General features: G+C 74.3%; 17 protein-coding genes. 2 read left to right on the top strand and 15 right to left on the bottom strand.

Features of this window, described 5'->3' with window-relative positions; genetic code table 11:
- Positions 1–91: 91 nt before the first annotated feature.
- The 6 genes from J2S46_RS07655 to J2S46_RS07630 form a co-directional block, all read right to left on the bottom strand.
- Positions 92–1,333 (bottom strand): glycosyltransferase, encoded by a 1,242-nt coding sequence (locus J2S46_RS07655; RefSeq protein ID WP_191290769.1) that lies wholly within the window; start codon positions 1,331–1,333, stop codon positions 92–94.
- Positions 1,330–2,703 carry a glycosyltransferase family 4 protein gene (locus J2S46_RS07650; protein WP_191290770.1) on the bottom strand — a complete coding sequence of 458 codons (1,374 nt, stop codon included), beginning with the start codon at positions 2,701–2,703 and terminating at the stop codon, positions 1,330–1,332. The genes J2S46_RS07655 and J2S46_RS07650 overlap by 4 nt, the downstream gene beginning before the upstream one ends.
- Before the next feature lie 130 nt (positions 2,704–2,833).
- The gene (locus J2S46_RS07645) at positions 2,834–3,025 is read right to left on the bottom strand and encodes a YegP family protein (protein WP_073927045.1); all 192 of its coding nucleotides are present in this window, start codon (positions 3,023–3,025) and stop codon (positions 2,834–2,836) included.
- 126 nt (positions 3,026–3,151) lie between these two features.
- On the bottom strand, positions 3,152–4,138 hold the full coding sequence (gene sph / locus J2S46_RS07640; protein ID WP_191290771.1) for a sphingomyelin phosphodiesterase: 987 nt from the start codon (positions 4,136–4,138) through the stop codon (positions 3,152–3,154).
- A gap of 162 nt (positions 4,139–4,300) precedes the next feature.
- Positions 4,301–6,400, bottom strand: a complete 2,100-nt coding sequence (locus J2S46_RS07635) for an MMPL family transporter (protein WP_307349215.1) — start codon at positions 6,398–6,400, stop codon at positions 4,301–4,303.
- Positions 6,401–6,554: 154 nt separating this feature from the next.
- The gene (locus J2S46_RS07630; RefSeq protein WP_191290772.1) at positions 6,555–7,487 is read right to left on the bottom strand and encodes a deoxyribonuclease IV; all 933 of its coding nucleotides are present in this window, start codon (positions 7,485–7,487) and stop codon (positions 6,555–6,557) included.
- 393 nt (positions 7,488–7,880) lie between these two features.
- Here J2S46_RS07630 and J2S46_RS07625 point away from each other — a divergent pair, with 393 nt between their 5' ends.
- Complete coding sequence (locus J2S46_RS07625) at positions 7,881–8,942, top strand: right-handed parallel beta-helix repeat-containing protein (RefSeq protein ID WP_191290773.1); 1,062 nt, start codon at positions 7,881–7,883, stop codon at positions 8,940–8,942.
- Between the two features lie 61 nt (positions 8,943–9,003).
- The gene (locus J2S46_RS07620; RefSeq protein ID WP_191290774.1) at positions 9,004–10,035 is read left to right on the top strand and encodes a methyltransferase; all 1,032 of its coding nucleotides are present in this window, start codon (positions 9,004–9,006) and stop codon (positions 10,033–10,035) included.
- 99 nt (positions 10,036–10,134) lie between these two features.
- Here the strand turns inward: J2S46_RS07620 and J2S46_RS07615 are convergent, their stop codons facing one another.
- From J2S46_RS07615 to J2S46_RS07575, 9 genes are all read right to left on the bottom strand, one after another.
- The gene (locus J2S46_RS07615; RefSeq protein ID WP_191290775.1) at positions 10,135–10,821 is read right to left on the bottom strand and encodes a class F sortase; all 687 of its coding nucleotides are present in this window, start codon (positions 10,819–10,821) and stop codon (positions 10,135–10,137) included.
- Between the two features lie 258 nt (positions 10,822–11,079).
- A complete protein-coding gene (locus J2S46_RS07610; protein WP_191290776.1) occupies positions 11,080–11,442 on the bottom strand; it encodes a hypothetical protein in 363 nt (120 codons plus the stop codon).
- 441 nt (positions 11,443–11,883) lie between these two features.
- On the bottom strand, positions 11,884–12,225 hold the full coding sequence (locus J2S46_RS07605; RefSeq protein WP_268255694.1) for a TcmI family type II polyketide cyclase: 342 nt from the start codon (positions 12,223–12,225) through the stop codon (positions 11,884–11,886).
- Positions 12,222–12,677 (bottom strand): SRPBCC family protein, encoded by a 456-nt coding sequence (locus J2S46_RS07600; RefSeq protein WP_073927037.1) that lies wholly within the window; start codon positions 12,675–12,677, stop codon positions 12,222–12,224. The genes J2S46_RS07605 and J2S46_RS07600 overlap by 4 nt, the downstream gene beginning before the upstream one ends.
- Position 12,678: 1 nt before the next feature.
- Entirely contained in the window at positions 12,679–12,942 is a 264-nt protein-coding gene (locus tag J2S46_RS07595; RefSeq protein WP_073927036.1) for an acyl carrier protein, read from the bottom strand.
- An 82-nt stretch (positions 12,943–13,024) separates the two neighbouring features.
- The gene (locus tag J2S46_RS07590; RefSeq protein ID WP_191290777.1) at positions 13,025–14,272 is read right to left on the bottom strand and encodes a ketosynthase chain-length factor; all 1,248 of its coding nucleotides are present in this window, start codon (positions 14,270–14,272) and stop codon (positions 13,025–13,027) included.
- Positions 14,273–14,276: 4 nt separating this feature from the next.
- Positions 14,277–15,533, bottom strand: coding sequence for a beta-ketoacyl-[acyl-carrier-protein] synthase family protein (locus tag J2S46_RS07585; protein WP_073927034.1), 1,257 nt, complete (start codon positions 15,531–15,533; stop codon positions 14,277–14,279).
- On the bottom strand, positions 15,530–15,955 hold the full coding sequence (locus tag J2S46_RS07580; protein WP_073927033.1) for a cupin domain-containing protein: 426 nt from the start codon (positions 15,953–15,955) through the stop codon (positions 15,530–15,532). Before J2S46_RS07580 ends, J2S46_RS07585 begins: the two co-directional genes overlap by 4 nt.
- A 47-nt stretch (positions 15,956–16,002) precedes the next feature.
- The gene (locus tag J2S46_RS07575; RefSeq protein WP_191290778.1) at positions 16,003–17,166 is read right to left on the bottom strand and encodes a SchA/CurD-like domain-containing protein; all 1,164 of its coding nucleotides are present in this window, start codon (positions 17,164–17,166) and stop codon (positions 16,003–16,005) included.
- Positions 17,167–17,219: the final 53 nt, after the last annotated feature.

Below are 17,219 nucleotides of genomic sequence, written 5' to 3'. Positions count from 1 at the left end.
GGCCTCCCCGGCTCCGGCCTCCCCGGATCCGACCGCCCCGGCTCCGACCGCCGTGGCTCCGGCTCCCGGACGGCGACCCTCCGTCCGGGGTTCATCGCGGCCCCCCGGCCGCCCCGACCCCCGTTGCGGCGCCCGGCCCGCCGGCCGTCGTTCCGGCGCCCGGATCACCCGCCGCCCGGACTGCTCCGGCCTCGCCGACCTCGCCGGTCCCGTGCGCCGCGAGGAAGCCGGCGACGGCGGCCGGCCAGCCGTACTCCTCGGCCCGGGCCCGGGCGACGGCCCGCCGCTCGTGCTCCGGCCGGTCGAGCACCTCCCGGACGGCGTCGGCGAAGGCCGCGCCGCTGTCGTCGGCGACGGCGCCCGCCGGGCCGACGATCGAGGGCAGCGCCGAGTGCCGGCTGACCGCGACCGGCGTCCCGCAGGCGAGCGCCTCCAGCGCGGCCAGCCCGAAGGTCTCCACCGGGCCCGGGGCTAGCACCACGTCGGCACAGGCCAGCAGTTCGGCGACCGCGTCCCGACTGCTCAGATGCCCGAGGAAGCGGACCGGCAGCCGCTGCTTGCGGGCCCGCGCGGCCAGTTTCGGCAACAGCGGTCCGGTGCCGGCCACCGTCAGCACGGCGGGCGTGCCGCGCCGCCGCAGCTCCGCGAGCGCGTCCAGGGCGCGCTCCGGCCGCTTCTCCGCCGACAGCCGGGAGCAGAGCACCAGCAGCACCTGCCCGCGACCGGCGTACCGGGCCCTGGACTGCTCCCGCGACAGGGTGAAGCGGTCCGGGTGGAGCCGGGCCAGGTCCACCCCCAGGGGTGCCCGCACCACCCGGGCGGCGCCGATCCGGCGAAACTCGCCGGCCGCCCAGTCCGTGGTGCAGATCACCGTGTCGTAGCCTCGCACCGTACGGGAGTTGAGCCGGTCGGCGAGGGTCCGCGCGACCGGCGCCGGGAGGCCCCACGTCCCCAGCAGGCCGGTCGCGCTCTCGTGCGAGACCATCGCCGAGCGGACCCCGGCGCGCCGCGCCCAGGCGCCGGTCCAGCGCAGCGTGGTGCGGTCCGACACCTCCAGCCGGTCCGGCGCCAGCGAGGTCAAGGCCCGGCCGACGGCCCGCCGGTCGGTCAGCACCCGGTAGCCGCCGCTGCCCGGGAGCACCGGCCCGGGCAGCGTGATCACCAGGCCCTGCTCGGTGTGCTCCTCCCGCCGCCGTGGGCCGGGCACGATCAGCACCGGCTCGTGGCCGGCGGCCAGGTAGCCGGCGCCGAGGTGGCGCAGCGCGGTGCGCAGGCCCCCGGAGACCGGCGTGACGAAGTTGGCCAGCCGGACGATCCGCAGCGGGGTGTTCATGCCGGCTGCCCCTGGACGATCACCGGCGCCGGGGCGGTCGCGCCCTCGCCCGCCGCCGCGGGCAGGTCGGGCAGGTCGGGCAGGTCGGGCAGGTCGGCCGGTGCGGCCGGGAGCGGGCCGGCCGGGGCCGGCACCTCCGCGGCGGGGGCCGGCACGGCCCCGGCGCCGACGGCGAGGCCCGTGCCCGTCCCGTTGACCGTGCCCGCACCCACAGCCGTGCCCGTGCCCGCACCGCGGTGCTCGGCGAGCACCTCCTCGTAGTGCTGGAGCAGCAGGTCCCCGACCGACTCCCAGCTGCGCGCCGTCACATCGGCCCGTCCGGCCCGCCCGTACGCGGCCCGCAGCTCCGGGTCGGCGGCCAGTGCGGCGACCGCCGCCGTCACCGCCCGGCCGTCCCGTGGCGGGACGAGCAGCCCGGTGCGGTGGTGCCCGACCAGGTCCAGCGGACCGCCGGCCGCCGGGCCGACCACCGGGAGGCCGCTGGCCATCGCCTCCTGGATGGTCTGGCAGAAGGTCTCCAGCGGGCCGGTGTGCACGAACAGGTCGAGGCTGGCGAAGCAACGGGCCAGCTCGGCGCCGGTCTTGCGGCCCAGGAACACCGCGCCCGGCATCGCGGCGCGCAGCCCCGGGGCGGACGGGCCGTCGCCGATCACCACCACCCGGACGCCGGGCAGCGCGGACGCCCCGGCGAGCAGGTCGACCCGCTTCTCGGGCGCGAGCCGCCCGACGTACCCGACCAGCACCTCCCCGCCGGGGGCCAGCGCCCGGTGCAGGGCCTCGTCCCGGTGCCGGGGGTGGAAGCGCACCGAGTCGACGCCGCGCGGCCAGAGCCGCACCCGGGGCACGCCGTGCGCGGTGAGGTCCTGGGCGGCGGGGGTGGACGGCGCCAGGGTGCGGGCGGCGGCCCGGTGCACCGTCCTGATCCGGTGCCAGGCGGCCGCCTCGCCGAGCCCCCGGCCGGCCCGGTAGGCGTGCGCGTACCCGGCGAGGTCGGTCTGGTAGACGGCGACGGCCGGCACGCCGAGCGAGCGGGCCGCCTCCATGCCGCGTGCCCCGAGGACGAAGGGGCCGGCCAGGTGGACGAGGTCGGGCCGGTGCCCGGAGATCGCGGCGGCGAGTTGCCGGCTGGGCAGCGCGATCCGTACCTGCGGGTAGCCGGGCAGCGGTAGGGAGGGGATCCGGACGACGGGGATGGGGGTGGCGTCCGGGCCGAAGGAGTGCGGCGGGCAGTGCGCGCCGCGGGCCGGAGCGGGAGTGATGACCAGGGGTTGGTGGCCGCGCCGGACGAGGTGCTCGGCCGTCCGCAGCACGCTGTGGGCAACGCCGTTGACCTCGGGCGGGAAGGATTCGGTGACGATGGCGACACGCATGCCATCGTTCTCTCCGCGCCCGGCGTGCGGGCGGCCAAAGGGATATGTCGAACAGACGAACGCATGTCGGCGAACGTGAGACACCCGGGCCGGCCACCGCGTACGGTGGCCGGCCCGGGCGTGCGCGGGGTCAGGCCGGGGTGGCGGCGCCTTCCTTGAGCTCCGCGTACGGCGCGAGCTTCCGGATCGACTCGATGCTCTTGATGCAGTCGTCCCGCGTCTCGTACGCCTCACCCGTCACGACGACCGACCCGTTGCTCGCCTTGAGCCGGAACCGGTGCATGCCGCTCTCGTCGGTGTAGACCTCGAACTTTCCTGCCATGGGAGTGTTCACCTCTCGTCGGTAGCCCCCCAGCGCAACCTAGGCCGGGCACCGGCGCGCCGCATCCCGGGTTCGGTCGGACGGGTGCCCGGGCGCCGGGCGCCGCCGGCGAGGGCGTCCCGTCGGTCAGCCGGCGCTGAGCGGGTAGTGGTCGGAGAGGTCGGTGTAGGTGTAGCTGGTGCCCCAGCTGCTGACCGTCCAGGGCGAGCTGTGGGTGTGCAGGACTTCGTTGTGCCAGAGGGCGGGCCGGGCGTGGTCGGCGCGGTAGAGGACGTAGTCGAGGTCCTCCTTCGGCTCGCCGGGGTAGCGGTAGGCGGCGATCGAGTTGTCGACGGTGTCGAAGGAGTTGGCCCAGCCGGTCCGGCTGTCGGCGGGCGCCACGCCGGCGTTGCCGAGCAGCGAGGCGTACTCGCTGCCGTGGGAGTCGATGTTGAGGTCGCCGGCGATCAGCACCGGCTCGGCCGCCGGGATGTTCTTCCCGTCGATGAAGGAGCGCATCGCGCGCAGCTGGGCGGCCCGGACGGCGGCCGGCTGGCCGCTGGAGCAGCCGGTGTCGGTGGACTGCAGGTGGGTGCCGATCACGTGGGTGCGCAGGCCGTCGACGTCGAGCACGGCGTAGACGAAGCCCTTGTTCGACCACCAGTCCGACCCGCACGCGTCCTTGAAGACGTACTGTTCCTTGCGCAGGATCGGCCACTTGCTGAGCAGGGTGACCCCGCCGTCCTCGGGTGTGGCGGAGCTGTAGCTGCCGCCGGTGGCGTCCCAGCCGGCGGTCGAGCGGCCGACCACGGGGGTGTGGTACGGGTAGGCCGCCGAGGCCTGGGCGGTCAGCGCGTCGGAGGCGGCGTTGTCGAAGGCCTCCTGGAGCACCACCACGTCGTGGCCCTGGAAGAAGTCGGCCGAGGCGATGGCCTTGGCCCGGTGGTCCTGGCCCCAGTTCGGGTAGAGGTTCTTGCTCATCAGGAAGACGTTGTAGGTCAGCACGTTGAGCGCCGGTACCGGCGCGGGCGCCGCCGCCTGCGCCGGGGCGGCGGTCAGCGGGGCGATCAGGGCGGCGGCGACCGCACAGGCGGCGGCGAGGCGCGGGGTACGACGGAGGGTGGGGAACGGCATCAGTGCTCCGCGAAGAAGTGTCCTGAACCCGTCAATCGGCGGGCTGTCGGGCAGTCTTCGCCCCGAGGGTCACGCCCGGCAAGACATCGGACGATCACCGCGTGAACTCGTCCGAAACTTGTCTGGCCAACCTGTCCCGAGGAGGCGGGCGGCGGCCCGCGCTCAGACGACCTTCGAACGCTGATGGTCCGTCAGTTCCCGGCGCGGCCGGGCGAGCGGGCTCGGCCACCACATGTGCCGGTCGATGTCCATGGTGAGCGCGGTGACCAGCACCGACCGCACCACGAGGGTGTCCAGCAGCACGCCGAGCGCCACCGCGAAGCCGATCTCGGCGAAGCCCACCACCGGCAGGGTGCCCAGCACGGCGAAGGTGCTGGCCAGGATCAGGCCCGCCGAGGTGATCACGCCACCGGTGGCGGCCAGCCCGGCGACCGCCCCCGCCCGGGTGCCGCGATGGACGGCCTCCTCCCGCACCCGGGTCATCAGGAAGATGTTGTAGTCGATGCCGAGCGCGACCAGGAACACGAACACGAACAGCGGGAACGCGTTGTCCTGCCCCTCGAAGTGGAAGACGTGCGTGAAGAAGAACGCACTGATCCCCATCGCCGCCGCGTAGCTCAGCACCACCGTGGCGATCAGCACCAGGGGCGCGGTCACCGCCCGGAGCAGCAGGGCGAGGATCACCAGCACCACGCCGAGCACCAGCGGGATGATCGTCCGGTTGTCGGCCGAGGCGGCCCGTCCGGCGTCCAGGATCACGGCGGTGCTGCCGCCGACCTTGGCGTCGGCCCCCGGCACCGCGTGGACGGAGTCCCGGACCCGGTCCACGGTGTCCTTGGCGGCCTGGCTGTCCGGCGGGTCGGTCAGGGTGGCCTGGAACACCGCCACGTCCCCGTGCGTCACCGGCGGAGTGGTCGAGGCGACGCCGGGGGTGGCCGCGGCCGCCGCCTGGACGGTACCGGCCTCCCCGGCCGAGCTGATCACGGTGAGCGGGGCGCCGGTGCCGCCGGGGAAGTGCTCGACCAGCACCTCCTGGCCCACCACCGAGTCGGGTGTGCCGGTGAACGTCCCGGCGGTGCTCAGGCCGTTGGCGTTCAGCGACACCAGACCGACGCAGCAGGCCGCCAGCGCCAGCGCGGTGCCCACCCAGACCTTCCGCGGCCGCTGCCCGATCCAGCCGCCGACGTGCGCCCAGTTGCCGGTCCTGGTCGGCTCCGCCGTCCCGTACGCCGGGCGCACCGGCCAGAACACCCAGCGGCCGCAGATCACCAGCAGCGCGGGCAGCAGCGTCAGCATCGCCAGCAGCGCGACGGCCACGCCGATCGCGCAGACCGGGCCGAGCCCCCGGGTGGAGTTCATCTCGGCGACCAGCAGGCACAGCATCGAGGCGATCACGGTGGCCGAGCTGGCCAGGATCGCCGGACCGGCCCGGTGCAGGGCGAACGCCATCGCCTCGTGCCGGTCCTCGTGACGCCGCAGCTCCTCCCGGTAACGGGCGGTGATCAGCAGCGCGTAGTCGGTGCCCGCGCCGAGGACCAGGACGATCAGGATGCCCGCGCTCTGCGCGTTGACGGTCAGCCCGGCGTGCTCGGCGAGCAGGTAGATCAGGGCCTGCGAGGCGATCAGCGACACGCCCGCCGAGAGCAGCGGCAGCAGCCACAGGACCGGACTGCGGTAGGTCAGCAGCAGCAGGATGATCACCACGGACACGGTCGCGTACAGCAGGGTGCCGTCGATCCCGGCGAACGCCTCCGCCTGGTCGGCCCCGATGCCGGCCGGGCCGGTGACGTGGGTGGCCATCCCGTTCGCGCCGGCGGCCGCGGTGGCCCGCATGCTGTCGACGGCCGGTTTGAGGTCGTTCCAGCCGTTGGTGCCGATGTCGACCGGCACCACGGTCTGCATCGCCTGACCGTCCTTGGACAGCTGGGGCCCGGTCACCGGGCCGAGCACGTGCGGCGCGGTGGCGAAGGCCTGGGCGTCCTGGGCGGCCTTGGCCTGGTCGGCCGCGGTGATGCCGCTCGGCCGCTCGTAGACCACCACGGCCTGGGCGGTGTCCACCGGCTGGAAGGCCCGCTGCTCCACCAGGACCTGGGTCGACTCGGCGTTGCCCGGCAGCCAGCTGGACGCCTCGTTGTCCTCGGCGCCCATCAGCTTCCCGGCCAGCGGACCGGCGGCGGCCACCAGGACGATCCACAACACCAGGACGACCCATTTGCTGCGTCGTCCACAGGGCAGCGCGGCCAGTCGGCGGGTCGGACTCATCGGTGCCCCCTCGCGGGTGCGGCTGTCTCGGGCGGAAAATCCCCCGTACCACCCTGCCACCGCACGTCCGGGGCGGCAGCTCGGGGCGACCCGGCCCGGATCACCTCCGCGCCGCCCGCCGGCCCACCGGGAGCGGGACGGCAGCGGCCCGCGGTCAGCCGGCGGCGGCCGCCGCCCGCAGCTCCTTCAGCCGGGCGATGTCCGCCGCGTGCCCGGTGCCGTCGCCGCCGTGCTTGCGGTCCGGCGTCTCGATAACCAGCGGCACGCCCAGCGTCGCGGGGTGCTCGAACAGGGCCCGGAACGGCGCCGCGCCGATCCGGCCGGCCCCGATGTTGGCGTGCCGGTCCTTGCGGGCGCCGACCTCGTCCTCGGAGTCGTTGGCGTGGATCAGCCGCAGCCGGCCCGGCCCGGCCGCGGCGACCAGCGCGTCCAGCGTCGCGCCGACCCCGCCCTCGGCGGCCAGGTCGTGCCCGGCCGCGAAGGCGTGGCAGGTGTCGAGGCAGACGCCCACCCGCGGGTGCCCCTCCAGGGCCTCCAGGTACTCCGCGAGGTCCTCCATACGCGAGCAGAGCGAGCGGCCCTGCCCGGCGGTCGGCTCCAGCAGCAGCCAGGGCGCGTCCTCGCCGAGCCCGTCCAGCTCGTCGAGCAGCGGCAGCAGGTCCGCGCGGACCTGCGCCATCGCCTCGGCCCGCCGCGAGCCGCCGTCCGGTGCGGTGCCGACCGCCGAGCCGGTGTGCAGGACGACGCCGAGCGCCCCGATCGCGTGCCCGCGCAGCAGCGAGTGCCGCAGCGAGTCGGCCGAGTGCTCCCGGGTCGCGGCGGTGTCCGAGCCGAAGTTGATCAGGTAGGGCGCGTGCACGTACGCGGCGACGCCCTCCTCGGCGCAGGCCGTCCGGAAGGCCTCGTCCTGCGCCGGGTTGCCCGGGGGAGTGGCCCACCCGCGGGGGTTCGCCACGAACACCTGGACGGCCTCGGCGCCCACCCGCCGGGCGAACGCCAGTCCCGTCCCGGCCAGGCCCTTCGCGGCGACCGGTACGTGTGCCCCGATCGGGTTGCGGGCGGCGGGCGACAGTGGTGCGGCGTTCATGCCGAGAGCCTGTCACGCGCCCCGGCGCCGCCGGTCACCGGCCCCGGCCCCGGGCGGGCCCCGGGTCGTCGGCCCCGGCCCCGGTCCGTCGGCCTCCCCGCGCCCGCCCGCCCCGGAGGCGTCCGGCGGGCGGCGCGCCGGGCCGGACCGAACCCCTGCCGCTCACCCGCGCCCGATGCGCCTGACGCCCCGTTACGACAACCGGCCGACGCCCCGTCAGTCCGGCGGACGCACCCGGTGGCGGGCCCGCCGCATCGCCCATAGCGTCGAACCGGCGGACACGCATGCCGCCCGCGCGCCCCGGCGGAGCAGCGCCCGAGGACGTCGGTCCGACCGGCTGTCACCCACCGCACCGCGCCTCAGAGACCGTGCAAGGAAAGCAGGTTCCGAATCATGCCCACGCGACGGGTCCCCCAGCTCGCGGCGGCCACCGCCACCGCCACGGCCCTGATCACCCTGGGCGCCGCACCCCCGGCGCACGCCTCCGCCCTCCACCTCGTCCAGCCCGGCGAGTCGATCCAGCAGGCGGTGGACGCGGCCGCCCCCGGCGACACCGTCCAGCTGCTGCCCGGCACCTACCGGGGGAGCGTGCGGGTCACCACCTCCGGCCTCACCCTGCGCGGGGCCGGCCCGAACACCGTGATCACGCCGGACCCGGCCGACACCAGCGCCTGCGCCACCGCCGGCCACGGCATCTGCGTCGCCGGCGCCGAGGGCGCGCGGCTGACCGGCGTCCGGGTCGAACTGCTCACCGTCTCCGGCTTCCGCAAGAACGGCCTCAACGCCAGCGAGACCGACGGGATGACCGTCCGGGGCGTCCGCGCGCTGGGCAACGGCCAGCAGGGCATCAGCCAGGAGAAGTCCGTCCGGGGCAGCTTCACCGGCAACGAGGCGGCCGACAACGGCCAGTCCGGCATCTTCCTCGCCAACACCGTGGACAACGAGGGCGGCGCCATCGACACCGAGGGCGCGGTGATCAGCCGGAACATGCTGAGCGGCAACCGGATCGGCGTCACCATCCGCCGCGCCCGCAACCTCAGCATCGACCGCAACATCGTCCACGGGAACTGCGGCGGGGTCTTCGTCGTCGGCGACGAGGGCGTCCCGCGGGCCGGCGCGCTGACGGTCAGCCGCAACACCGTCACCGAGAACAACAAGTACTGCCCGCCGAACCCCCGGCTGGACGCGATCCAGGGCACCGGCATCCTCCTCACCGGCGCCGAGGACACCCTGGTGACCGGCAACACCGTCCGGGACAACGTCGGCGCCTCGTCGATGTCCGGCGGCATCGTGCTCTTCCACAGCGTCGTCGGCGTCCCCAACGCGCGGATCACCGTCAGCGACAACCACGTGGACGGCAACAGCCCCGCCGACCTCGCCGACCGCGACACCGGCACGGCCAACGTCTTCACCCGCAACCACTGCGCGGTCTCCGAACCGGCCGGCCACTGCTGACCCGCCCCCCGGCCCCCGCCCTGCGCCGCTGCTCCCCTCCGACCATCAGAAGGACGGCCCCATGACCACCGCACCCACCACCGACCCGCAGGCCGCCATGCGCCTGCGCGAACTCGTCTTCGGCGCCGCCTGCGCCGCCGCCGTCCGGGCGGCCGCCCGCCTGGGCGTCGCCGACGCGCTGGGCGAGCAGCCGACCACCGTGGACGACCTCGCCTCGGCCCTGGGCACCGAGCCCAAGCCGCTGCGCCGGCTGCTGCGCGCGCTCTCCTGCTACGGCATCTTCGCCGAGACGGACGGGGACCGCTTCGTCCACACCGAGATGTCCCGCCTGCTGCGCGAGGACGCGCCGAACAGCCTGCGTTACATCTCGCTGTGGTGCACCGAGCCGTGGACCTGGGAGGCCTGGCCGCGGCTGGACGAGGCGGTCCGCTCGGGCAGGAACGTCTTCCCCGAGGTGTTCGGCAAGGAGTTCTTCGACTACCTGCACAGCGACGGGCGCGAGTCGGCCAAGGTCTTCGACAAGGCCATGACCACCTCCAGCCGCCAGTCCGCCGCCGACTTCGCCGAGTACCTGGATCTCACCGGCGTCAACTCGGTCGTCGACATCGGCGGCGGCCAGGGCCACGTGCTGGCCAGCCTGCTGGAGAAGCACCCCGGCCTGCACGGCACCCTGCTGGACCTGCCCAAGGTGGTCGCCAACGCCGACCCCCGGCTGCGCGACGGCGGCGCGCTGGCGTCCCGGGCCCGGTTGGTGCCCGGGGACTGCCGGGAGGACATCCCGGTCAAGGCCGACCTCTACATCATCAAGAACATCCTGGAGTGGGACGACGAGAGCACCCGCCGCACGCTGGCGAACGTGGTCGCGGCGGCCGCCCCCGGCGCCCGGGTCGTGGTGGTAGAGAACCTGGTCGACGACAGCCCGTCGATGCGGTTCACCACGGCGATGGACCTGCTGCTGCTGCTCAACGTCGGCGGCGCCAAGCACTCCAAGCAGAGCATGGTCACCCTGATGACCGCGGCCGGCCTGGCGGTGGGCGAGGTCCACCCGGTCAACCCGTACCTGCACGCCTTCGAGAGCACCGTCCGGGCCTGATCCCCGGGACGTACGGAGAGCCGGCACCCCGTGGGTGCCGGCTCTCCGTACGTCCGCCGGCCGTCGCGCCGGCCCGATCAGGTGCGGTCGCGGGCCCGGTCAGGCCTTGTGCGAGGACTCCAGGTGCGCGAAGACCACCACGTTGTCCAGGTAGTCCTTGCGCTTCTTGTCGTAGGTGCCGCCGCAGGTGATCAGGCGCAGCTCGGCGTTGCCGGTGTTGCCGTAGACCTTGGCGTCGGGGAAGGCGTCCTTGGGGAAGGTCTGGACGGAGTCGACCGAGAACACCGCCACGGTGCCGTCCGCGCGGGTCACCTCGACCTTGTTGCCGGGGAGCAGCATCCGCAGCAGCAGGAAGACCGCGGGGCCGGTCCTGGTGTCCACGTGGCCCGCCACGACCGCGCTGCCGCGCTCGCCGGGGGTGGGGCCGCCGCCGTACCAGCCGACCAGGTTCTTGTTGTCCGGGGCCGGCGCGTTGAGCATGCCGGAGGCGTCCAGGGTCAGCTCGGTGAACGGCGCGTTCACGGCGATCTGAGGGATCTTCAGCTTGGTGGGCGCCGAGCGGGCCATCGCGGGGGAGGGCTTGGGCTCCTCCACCGGCGCGGCGGGCTGCGCGGGCGCCGGCGGCGCGGCCACGGCGGTGACCGCGGGGGGTGCGGGCGGCGCCGGGGCCTGGACGGGCGACGCGTCCACCGAGTTGTAGATGAGCAGCGCGCCGATGGCGGCGGCCGCCATGCCCACGCGCAGCAGGGTGGGGACGCCGCTCTTTCCCGCGGCCTGATCACTCATCGCAGGGACCTCGCATTCCGAGCATGTCGAGCAGGTGGAGCCGTTGGAGGGTCCGAGGCCTCCGGCGGGTCCGGAGCCCGCCGAGTCCTCGGGGGCCGGGGCGGGCCGGGGCTGCCCGGTCCGGCCCTTACGGCCGGGTGGGGGCCGGCAGGTCGTTCCCGGTGCCCGCGCCGGCCGGACCGGCGGCCCTCGTACGCCCTGCCGTGGCCGACGCTGGGCGCGGCCACGGCAGGGAGACGTACGGGTCGGTGCTACGCGTCAGATCGCCGCACCGGTGGGCTTGCGGCGGCGCAGCGCGTACGCGCCGATGCCGAGCCCGCCGAGCAGCAGGACCGCACCGGAGGCCACGCCGTTGCCGGAGACGGCCATGCCGCCGCCGCCGGTGTGCACGCCGCCGTGCGGGGCCTTCTCCTCGGAGGAAGCCTCGGGCTTGCCCGTGGCCTGCTTCTCCTCCCAGGTCTTCTGGCCCTCCGGGCTCGCCGCCTTGGCCTGCTTCTCCTCCCAGGTCAGCGTCGTGCCCGCGTCGGGAGAGTCGGCGGCGAAGGCGGCGGCGACGGGGCCGCCGAGGGTGAGGGTGGCGGCGATGGCCGCTCCGGTCAGCAGGGTGCGTGCAGAACGCATGGGGATGGTCCTTCCGGCGCGAGGTGCGACCGCCGACGGGTCGTCGGGCGAGGGAATCGCACGGGGCGTCGTTTTCACGGTCAGTCAGATCCGGTCCGACTGCCAGCGCTGAATGTCACGACACGGTCACGGCCTGGGCCCTTCGGGTGGACTATCGCGATTCTTCACCCGGCTGCCACGCCATACGGTCTGAATAAGCGTCAGCTCTTCGGCCTAACGCCACGGCCCGCCCGGTGGACGGTCGCCGGCCGCCCCGCATCGCGGCGTCCGCCCGTCCGCCCGTCCGCCCGTTCCGACGGCCGTGACCGCCGGTCCGGGAGCGGGCATGCCGAGGGCGCCGGCCGGGTCTCGGGGTGAGACCGGCCGGCGCCCTCGGCGGTTCGGACGGGCGGTTCGGACGTGCGGGGCGGGTGCGGGCGACGCGCCGCGGGCCCGCCGGGCTCAGTTCGCGGAGCCGCGCTCCCAGCGGTAGAACTCCCGGGCCATGGCGTCCTGGGGCCCGCGCCAGGTCTGCGGGTCGTACGCCTGGACGTAGGGCAGCAGCTTCTCGCTGACGTCCTGGAAGGCCGGGTGCTTGGTGTACTGGGCGACCGCCGGGCCGGGCGGCCGGTCCGCCTCCACCAGGTGGATGTACACGTCGCCGAACTGGAACAGGCTGCGGCCGGTCACCCCGATCAGACCGGGCAGTTCACCGGCGTCGGAGCGGGCGAAGACGTCGGCGATGCCGTCGGCGCCGTCGGGCTTCATCCGGGCCACGATCAGGGTGCGGTAGGTCTGGTTCACAGGTCGGCCGCCTGCTTCTCGACCTTCTCGCGGATCAGCTGCATCTGGATGCGCGAGTTGCGGTTGATGTGGTTGGTCATCCCGTTGTCGTCGACCGGCGCGGTCGGCTTCATCGCGAAGTCCTGGATCCAGCGCATCCGGGTGCCGCCCGGGTCCTCGGCGTACTCCCAGCGGATGTCCATGAACTCGAACGGCCCGGGCTCGACCCGGCGGGCCTTCACCGCGAGCGAGGGCCGGTCGGTGGTGCGCTCGGAGACCCAGCTCCAGATCTGGCCGTTCTCGTCGGGGTGCATGGTGAGGCGGAACGTCGTGCTCTCGCCCTCCCGGTTCAGCACCTCGACCGAGGCGTACTCGCTGAACAGCTGCGGCCAGTTCTCCAGGTCGTTGGTGATCTCCCAGACCAGGTCGACGGGGGCGGCGATGACGATCTCGTTGTCCGTGTGTCCGGGCATCTCAGGCACCAGCCTTCGCGGCGAGGGAGGAGTTGACGACGTCGATGAACTCGGCGGGTGTGCGGGACATCTCGGCCCCCGCGGTGATCCGGGTGGCGTGGCGGTTCTCCAGCTCACCTACGATGCCGAGCAGGCCGAGGGAGTCGATGCCGAACTCCTCGAAGGTCGCTTCGGGGCGGCTCTCCATCTCCTGCGGGTCGACGGTGATGCCGGCCCGGTTCTTGATCAGTGAGGCGAGTTCGGTGTGGGTGAGGGCATTGCTCATGAGTCGGTTCTCCTGCTCACAATCGGTGTAGGGCAGTTGGTGCCGGGCCGGCGCCGCCGGACCACGGGCGGGGCCGGCCGGGTCAGCGCAGTTCGCCGCTGCCGCGGCGGAGCACCAGGGCGGCGTTGGAGCCCATCAGCCCGCGGCTCAGCACGAGCGCGGTGCGCAGCTCGGCGGGGCGGGCGTGGCCGGTCACCAGGGCGAGGTCGTGGCAGACGTCGGTGACGTTGGGGGTGGGCGGCAGGATGCCGTCCTCCATGGCGAGCACGGCGGCCGCCACGTCCAGCGGCGGCGCGCCGCAGTAGGCGCGGCCGATGCCGGCCTTGGGGGCCGTCACCGGCACCCGCTCGGCGTAGGTGCCGAGCGCGTCGGCCAGGGCGAGGGCCTCGGCGCGGTCGGCCGCCGGTACGCCCATGGCGTCGGCGAAGACCACGTCGATCTCCTCGGGCGAGCAGCGCGCCTCGTCCAGGGCGGTGCGGATCGCCCGCACCAGCCCCTCGCGGGACTCCTCCCACCGGGAGGCGCCGGTGAAGGTGGCGCCGTGGCCGGCCAGCACGGCCCGGACCTTGGCCCCGCGGCGCAGGGCCGCGGACTCGTCCTCCACCATCAGCATCGCCCCGCCCTCGGCGGGGACGAAGCCGCCGGCCCGGGCCGAGAACGGCAGATAGGCCCGCTCCGGGTCCTCGCCGAGGCTCAGCTCGGGGTAGCCGAGCTGGCAGACCATCGAGTAGGGCGCGAGCGGTGCCTCGGCGGCGCCGACCACCACCGCGTCCGTGCCGCGCCGCACGGCGCGCGCCGCGTGCGCGAGCGCGTCCAGCCCGCCGGCCTCGTCGCTGGCGACGACGCCGCAGGGCCCGCGGAACCCGCCGCGGATCGAGATCTGGCCGGTGCTGGCGGCGTAGAACCAGGCGATCGACTGGTAGGGGCCGACGAACCGCGGCCCCTCGCCCCAGAGCTGCTGCAGTTCGCGCTGGCCGAACTCGCCGCCGCCGGAGCCGGCCGCGGTGACCACGCCCACGCCGAACGGCGCGTTCTCGTCGGGGGTGAACCCGGCGTCGGCCACCGCGAGGTCGGCCGCGGCCATCGCGTAGTGGGTGAAGCGGTCGGTCTGGACGAGGAAGCGACCGTCGATCGCGATGTTCGCGTCGAAGTCGCGGACCTCGCCGGCGACCCGGAGCGGAAGGTGCCCGCAGCCCTCGCGGGAGATCCGGTCCAGGACGCTGACGCCCTGCCGGGTGGCCTTCCAGAAGGCGTCCGCGCCGACGCCGTTGGGGGCCACCACGCCGAGGCCGGTGACCACCGCCCGGCGCCCCTGCTGACGTGCCGTCATGTTCTCACCCCGTCCTGCTCAGCACTACGGCGGACTGGAACCCGCCGAACCCGCTGCCGACCGAGAGGATGTTGCGCAGCGGCAGTTCGCGCGCGGTGCGCGGAACGTAGTCGAGGTCGCACTCCGGGTCCGGCGTCTCGTAGTTGGCGGTCGGCGGCACCACGCCGTGGGCCAGCGCGAGGGTGCAGGCGACGACCTCGATCGCGCCGATCGCGCCCAGCGAGTGGCCGACCATCGACTTGATCGAACTCATCGGCGTGCGGTAGGCGTGCTCGCCGAGCGAGCGCTTCACCGCAGCCGTCTCGTGCCGGTCGTTCTGCTTGGTGCCCGAGCCGTGCGCGTTGACGTAGTCGACGTCGGTGCGCTCGACCCTCGCGTGGGCGAGTGCCTCGTCGATCGCGTGCGACATCTCCAGGCCCTCCTGGGTGAGCCCGGTCATGTGGTACGCGTTGCCGAAGGTCGCGAAGCCGCCGAGCTCGCCGTAGATCCGGGCGCCGCGCCGGCGGGCGTGCTCCAGCTCCTCCAGCACCAGGACGGCGCCGCCCTCGCCGAGCACGAAGCCGTCCCGGTGCGCGTCGAAGGGGCGGGAGGCGTGCGCCGGGTCGTCGTTGCGCTCCGAGGTGGCCTTGATGGCGTCGAAGCAGGCGACGGTGATCGGCGAGATGGGCGAGTCCGAGGCGCCGGCGATGCAGATGTCGGCGCGCCCGTCCTCGACCGCGTGGAAGGCGTAGCCGATCGCGTCCAGGCCGGAGGTGCACCCGGTGGAGACCGTCTGCACGGGCCCCATGGCGCCGGTCTGCTCGGCCACCGCGGAGGCCAGGGTGCTCGGCGCGAAGGCCCGGTGGAGGTGCCGTTCGGCCTTCCGGTGGTCCACGTCCCAGCGAGCGCCGGAGGCGCTCACCAGGGCGTAGTCGTGCTCCAGCCGGGTGGTGCCGCCGACCGCGGTGCCGAGCGAGACGCCGACCCGCCACGGGTCCTCGGCCTGCAGGTCGAGGCCCGAGTCGCGGACCGCCTCGGCGGTCGCGACCAGTGCGAACTGCACGTACCGGTCGGCGCGTTCGACCTGCTCCGGCCCCAGGCCGTGCTCGGCGGGGTCGAAGTCGCACTCGGCGGCGATCCGGGAGCGGAAGCCCTCCGGGTTGAAGAGGGTGATGCCCCTGGTGGCCGTGCGCCCGGAGGTGAGGAGGTCCCAGAAGGCCGGTACGCCGACGCCACCGGGGGCGACCACGCCGATACCGGTGATCGCCACCCGCCGTGTCATGAGGCCACCTTGGCGGGTTCCGGCGGGCCGGCCTCCAGGGTTTCCTCGGTGTCGACGTGGCCGAGCTCGGGACGCGGGGCCAGTGGGCCGCAGTGGAAGACCATCCGGGCCTCGGTGTCACCGACGTTGCGGAACCGGTGGCGCATGTTGATCGGGATCATCAGCCCCTGGTCGGGCTTGAGCGGGTGCGTCACGCCGTCCAGGTCGACCTCCAGGTCACCGGAAACAACGTATACGAACTCCTCGGAGTACGGGTGGTAGTGCTCGCCGATCCGGTCCCCCGGCTGGATGATCGCCAGGCCCATGAACCCGCTGGTGGCACCCGAGACGGTCGGGGTGAGCATGGCGCGGATGTCCCCGCCCCGCCGGCGGTTGGGCGCGGCATCGTCGACGTGCACGATACGTGGGTAATGCGTGGTCATGGCTGTTCCTCCAAGTGGGTTCTACGGTGGGGCCCCGGAAAGGGGGGTCAGACGTCCTGCGAGCGGCGGTCGGTCACCAGGCCCATGTCGCAGGCGGCGAGGAACCGGGCCACACCCGCGGCGCTCCGCAGGTCGCCCTCCGTGCCGAGGTCGAGCAGGCTGCCGAGTACGGTCGCCTCACGCTCGCCGCCGACCCCGAGCGCCGCGGCCGGCTGCGCCCCGGCGTCGGCCCGCAGGTCCACCACGCGGACAACGATGTCCTCGCGCTGGAACACCGTGCTGCCGATCACCGGGTTGCCCGGGTCGACCGCCGCGAGGCCGTCCTGCTCCGCGAGCAGCTTGGCGACGGCCGGGCCGTTGCCCTTCTTGACCGGGTACACGACCGCCTGGCGCTCCACCTCGCCGCGGACCGGCGCGGCCGGCGCGGTGTGGTGCACGGCCGGCAGCGCGGCGCGGGCGAAGAAGGCGCGGGCGGCCTCCGGGTTGCCCAGCTCGCGGTCCTCCTCCAGGTAGGGGTTGATCGCCTCCTCGACGGCGCGGATCTCCGGCTGCATCGCCACGTGGCGCAGCGCCGCACCCAGGTCGCCGACCACCTCGACGGCCCGCACCACCCGGTTGCCGTGCATGAACAGCGAGGTGCGGCGGAGCCGGGTGGTGTCGTCCACGACGGCCTGCGGGGAGGTGTAGCCGGACAGGATCTGCGCCACCTTCTGCTCGCTGCCGGGCTTCACCGTGAAGGTCAGCGCGTGCCGGGTCACGCCGTCCGGGCCGGGGGTGACCTGCGGCATGCCGGGGCCGCCGGCCGCGCGCGGCGAGCCCTCCCGCACCTCCTGCGGCTTACGGGTGCCGGTGGCCCCCTTCGCCGAGGTCTCGCGCAGGATGTTGTAGCGCAGCGAGCGGAACCGGTCGCTGACGCAGCCGTGCATCGGCTTCACCATCTCGCGGTGCGCCGGGCTGTCCACCCAGGCCAGGAACGAGTCGGGGTCGTTCCACTCGCTGGTGATCAGCCACTGGCGCGGGTCGTCGATCGACTGGCAGAGCTGGTCGCTGACGTGCCCGGGCACCGAGGCGACCTTGTGGCGGAGCTTCTCGTACACGTCCAGGAAGCGCTGCTGGGCGCCGTCCTGGATCTCCAGCATCAGCACCACCCGGAGGCGGGATTCGTCGAGCTCGGCGTGCTGCTGCACCTGCGGTTCGGACAGAGTCGTCATGATCCACTTTCTGCGTCGGGCCGCGGCTGCGGCGGGCGGCCGAGCGGCTCGGC

The organism is Kitasatospora herbaricolor, from assembly GCF_030813695.1.
GTDB lineage: Bacteria > Actinomycetota > Actinomycetes > Streptomycetales > Streptomycetaceae > Kitasatospora > Kitasatospora herbaricolor.
This window is presented reverse-complemented; position numbering and strand designations above follow the sequence as displayed.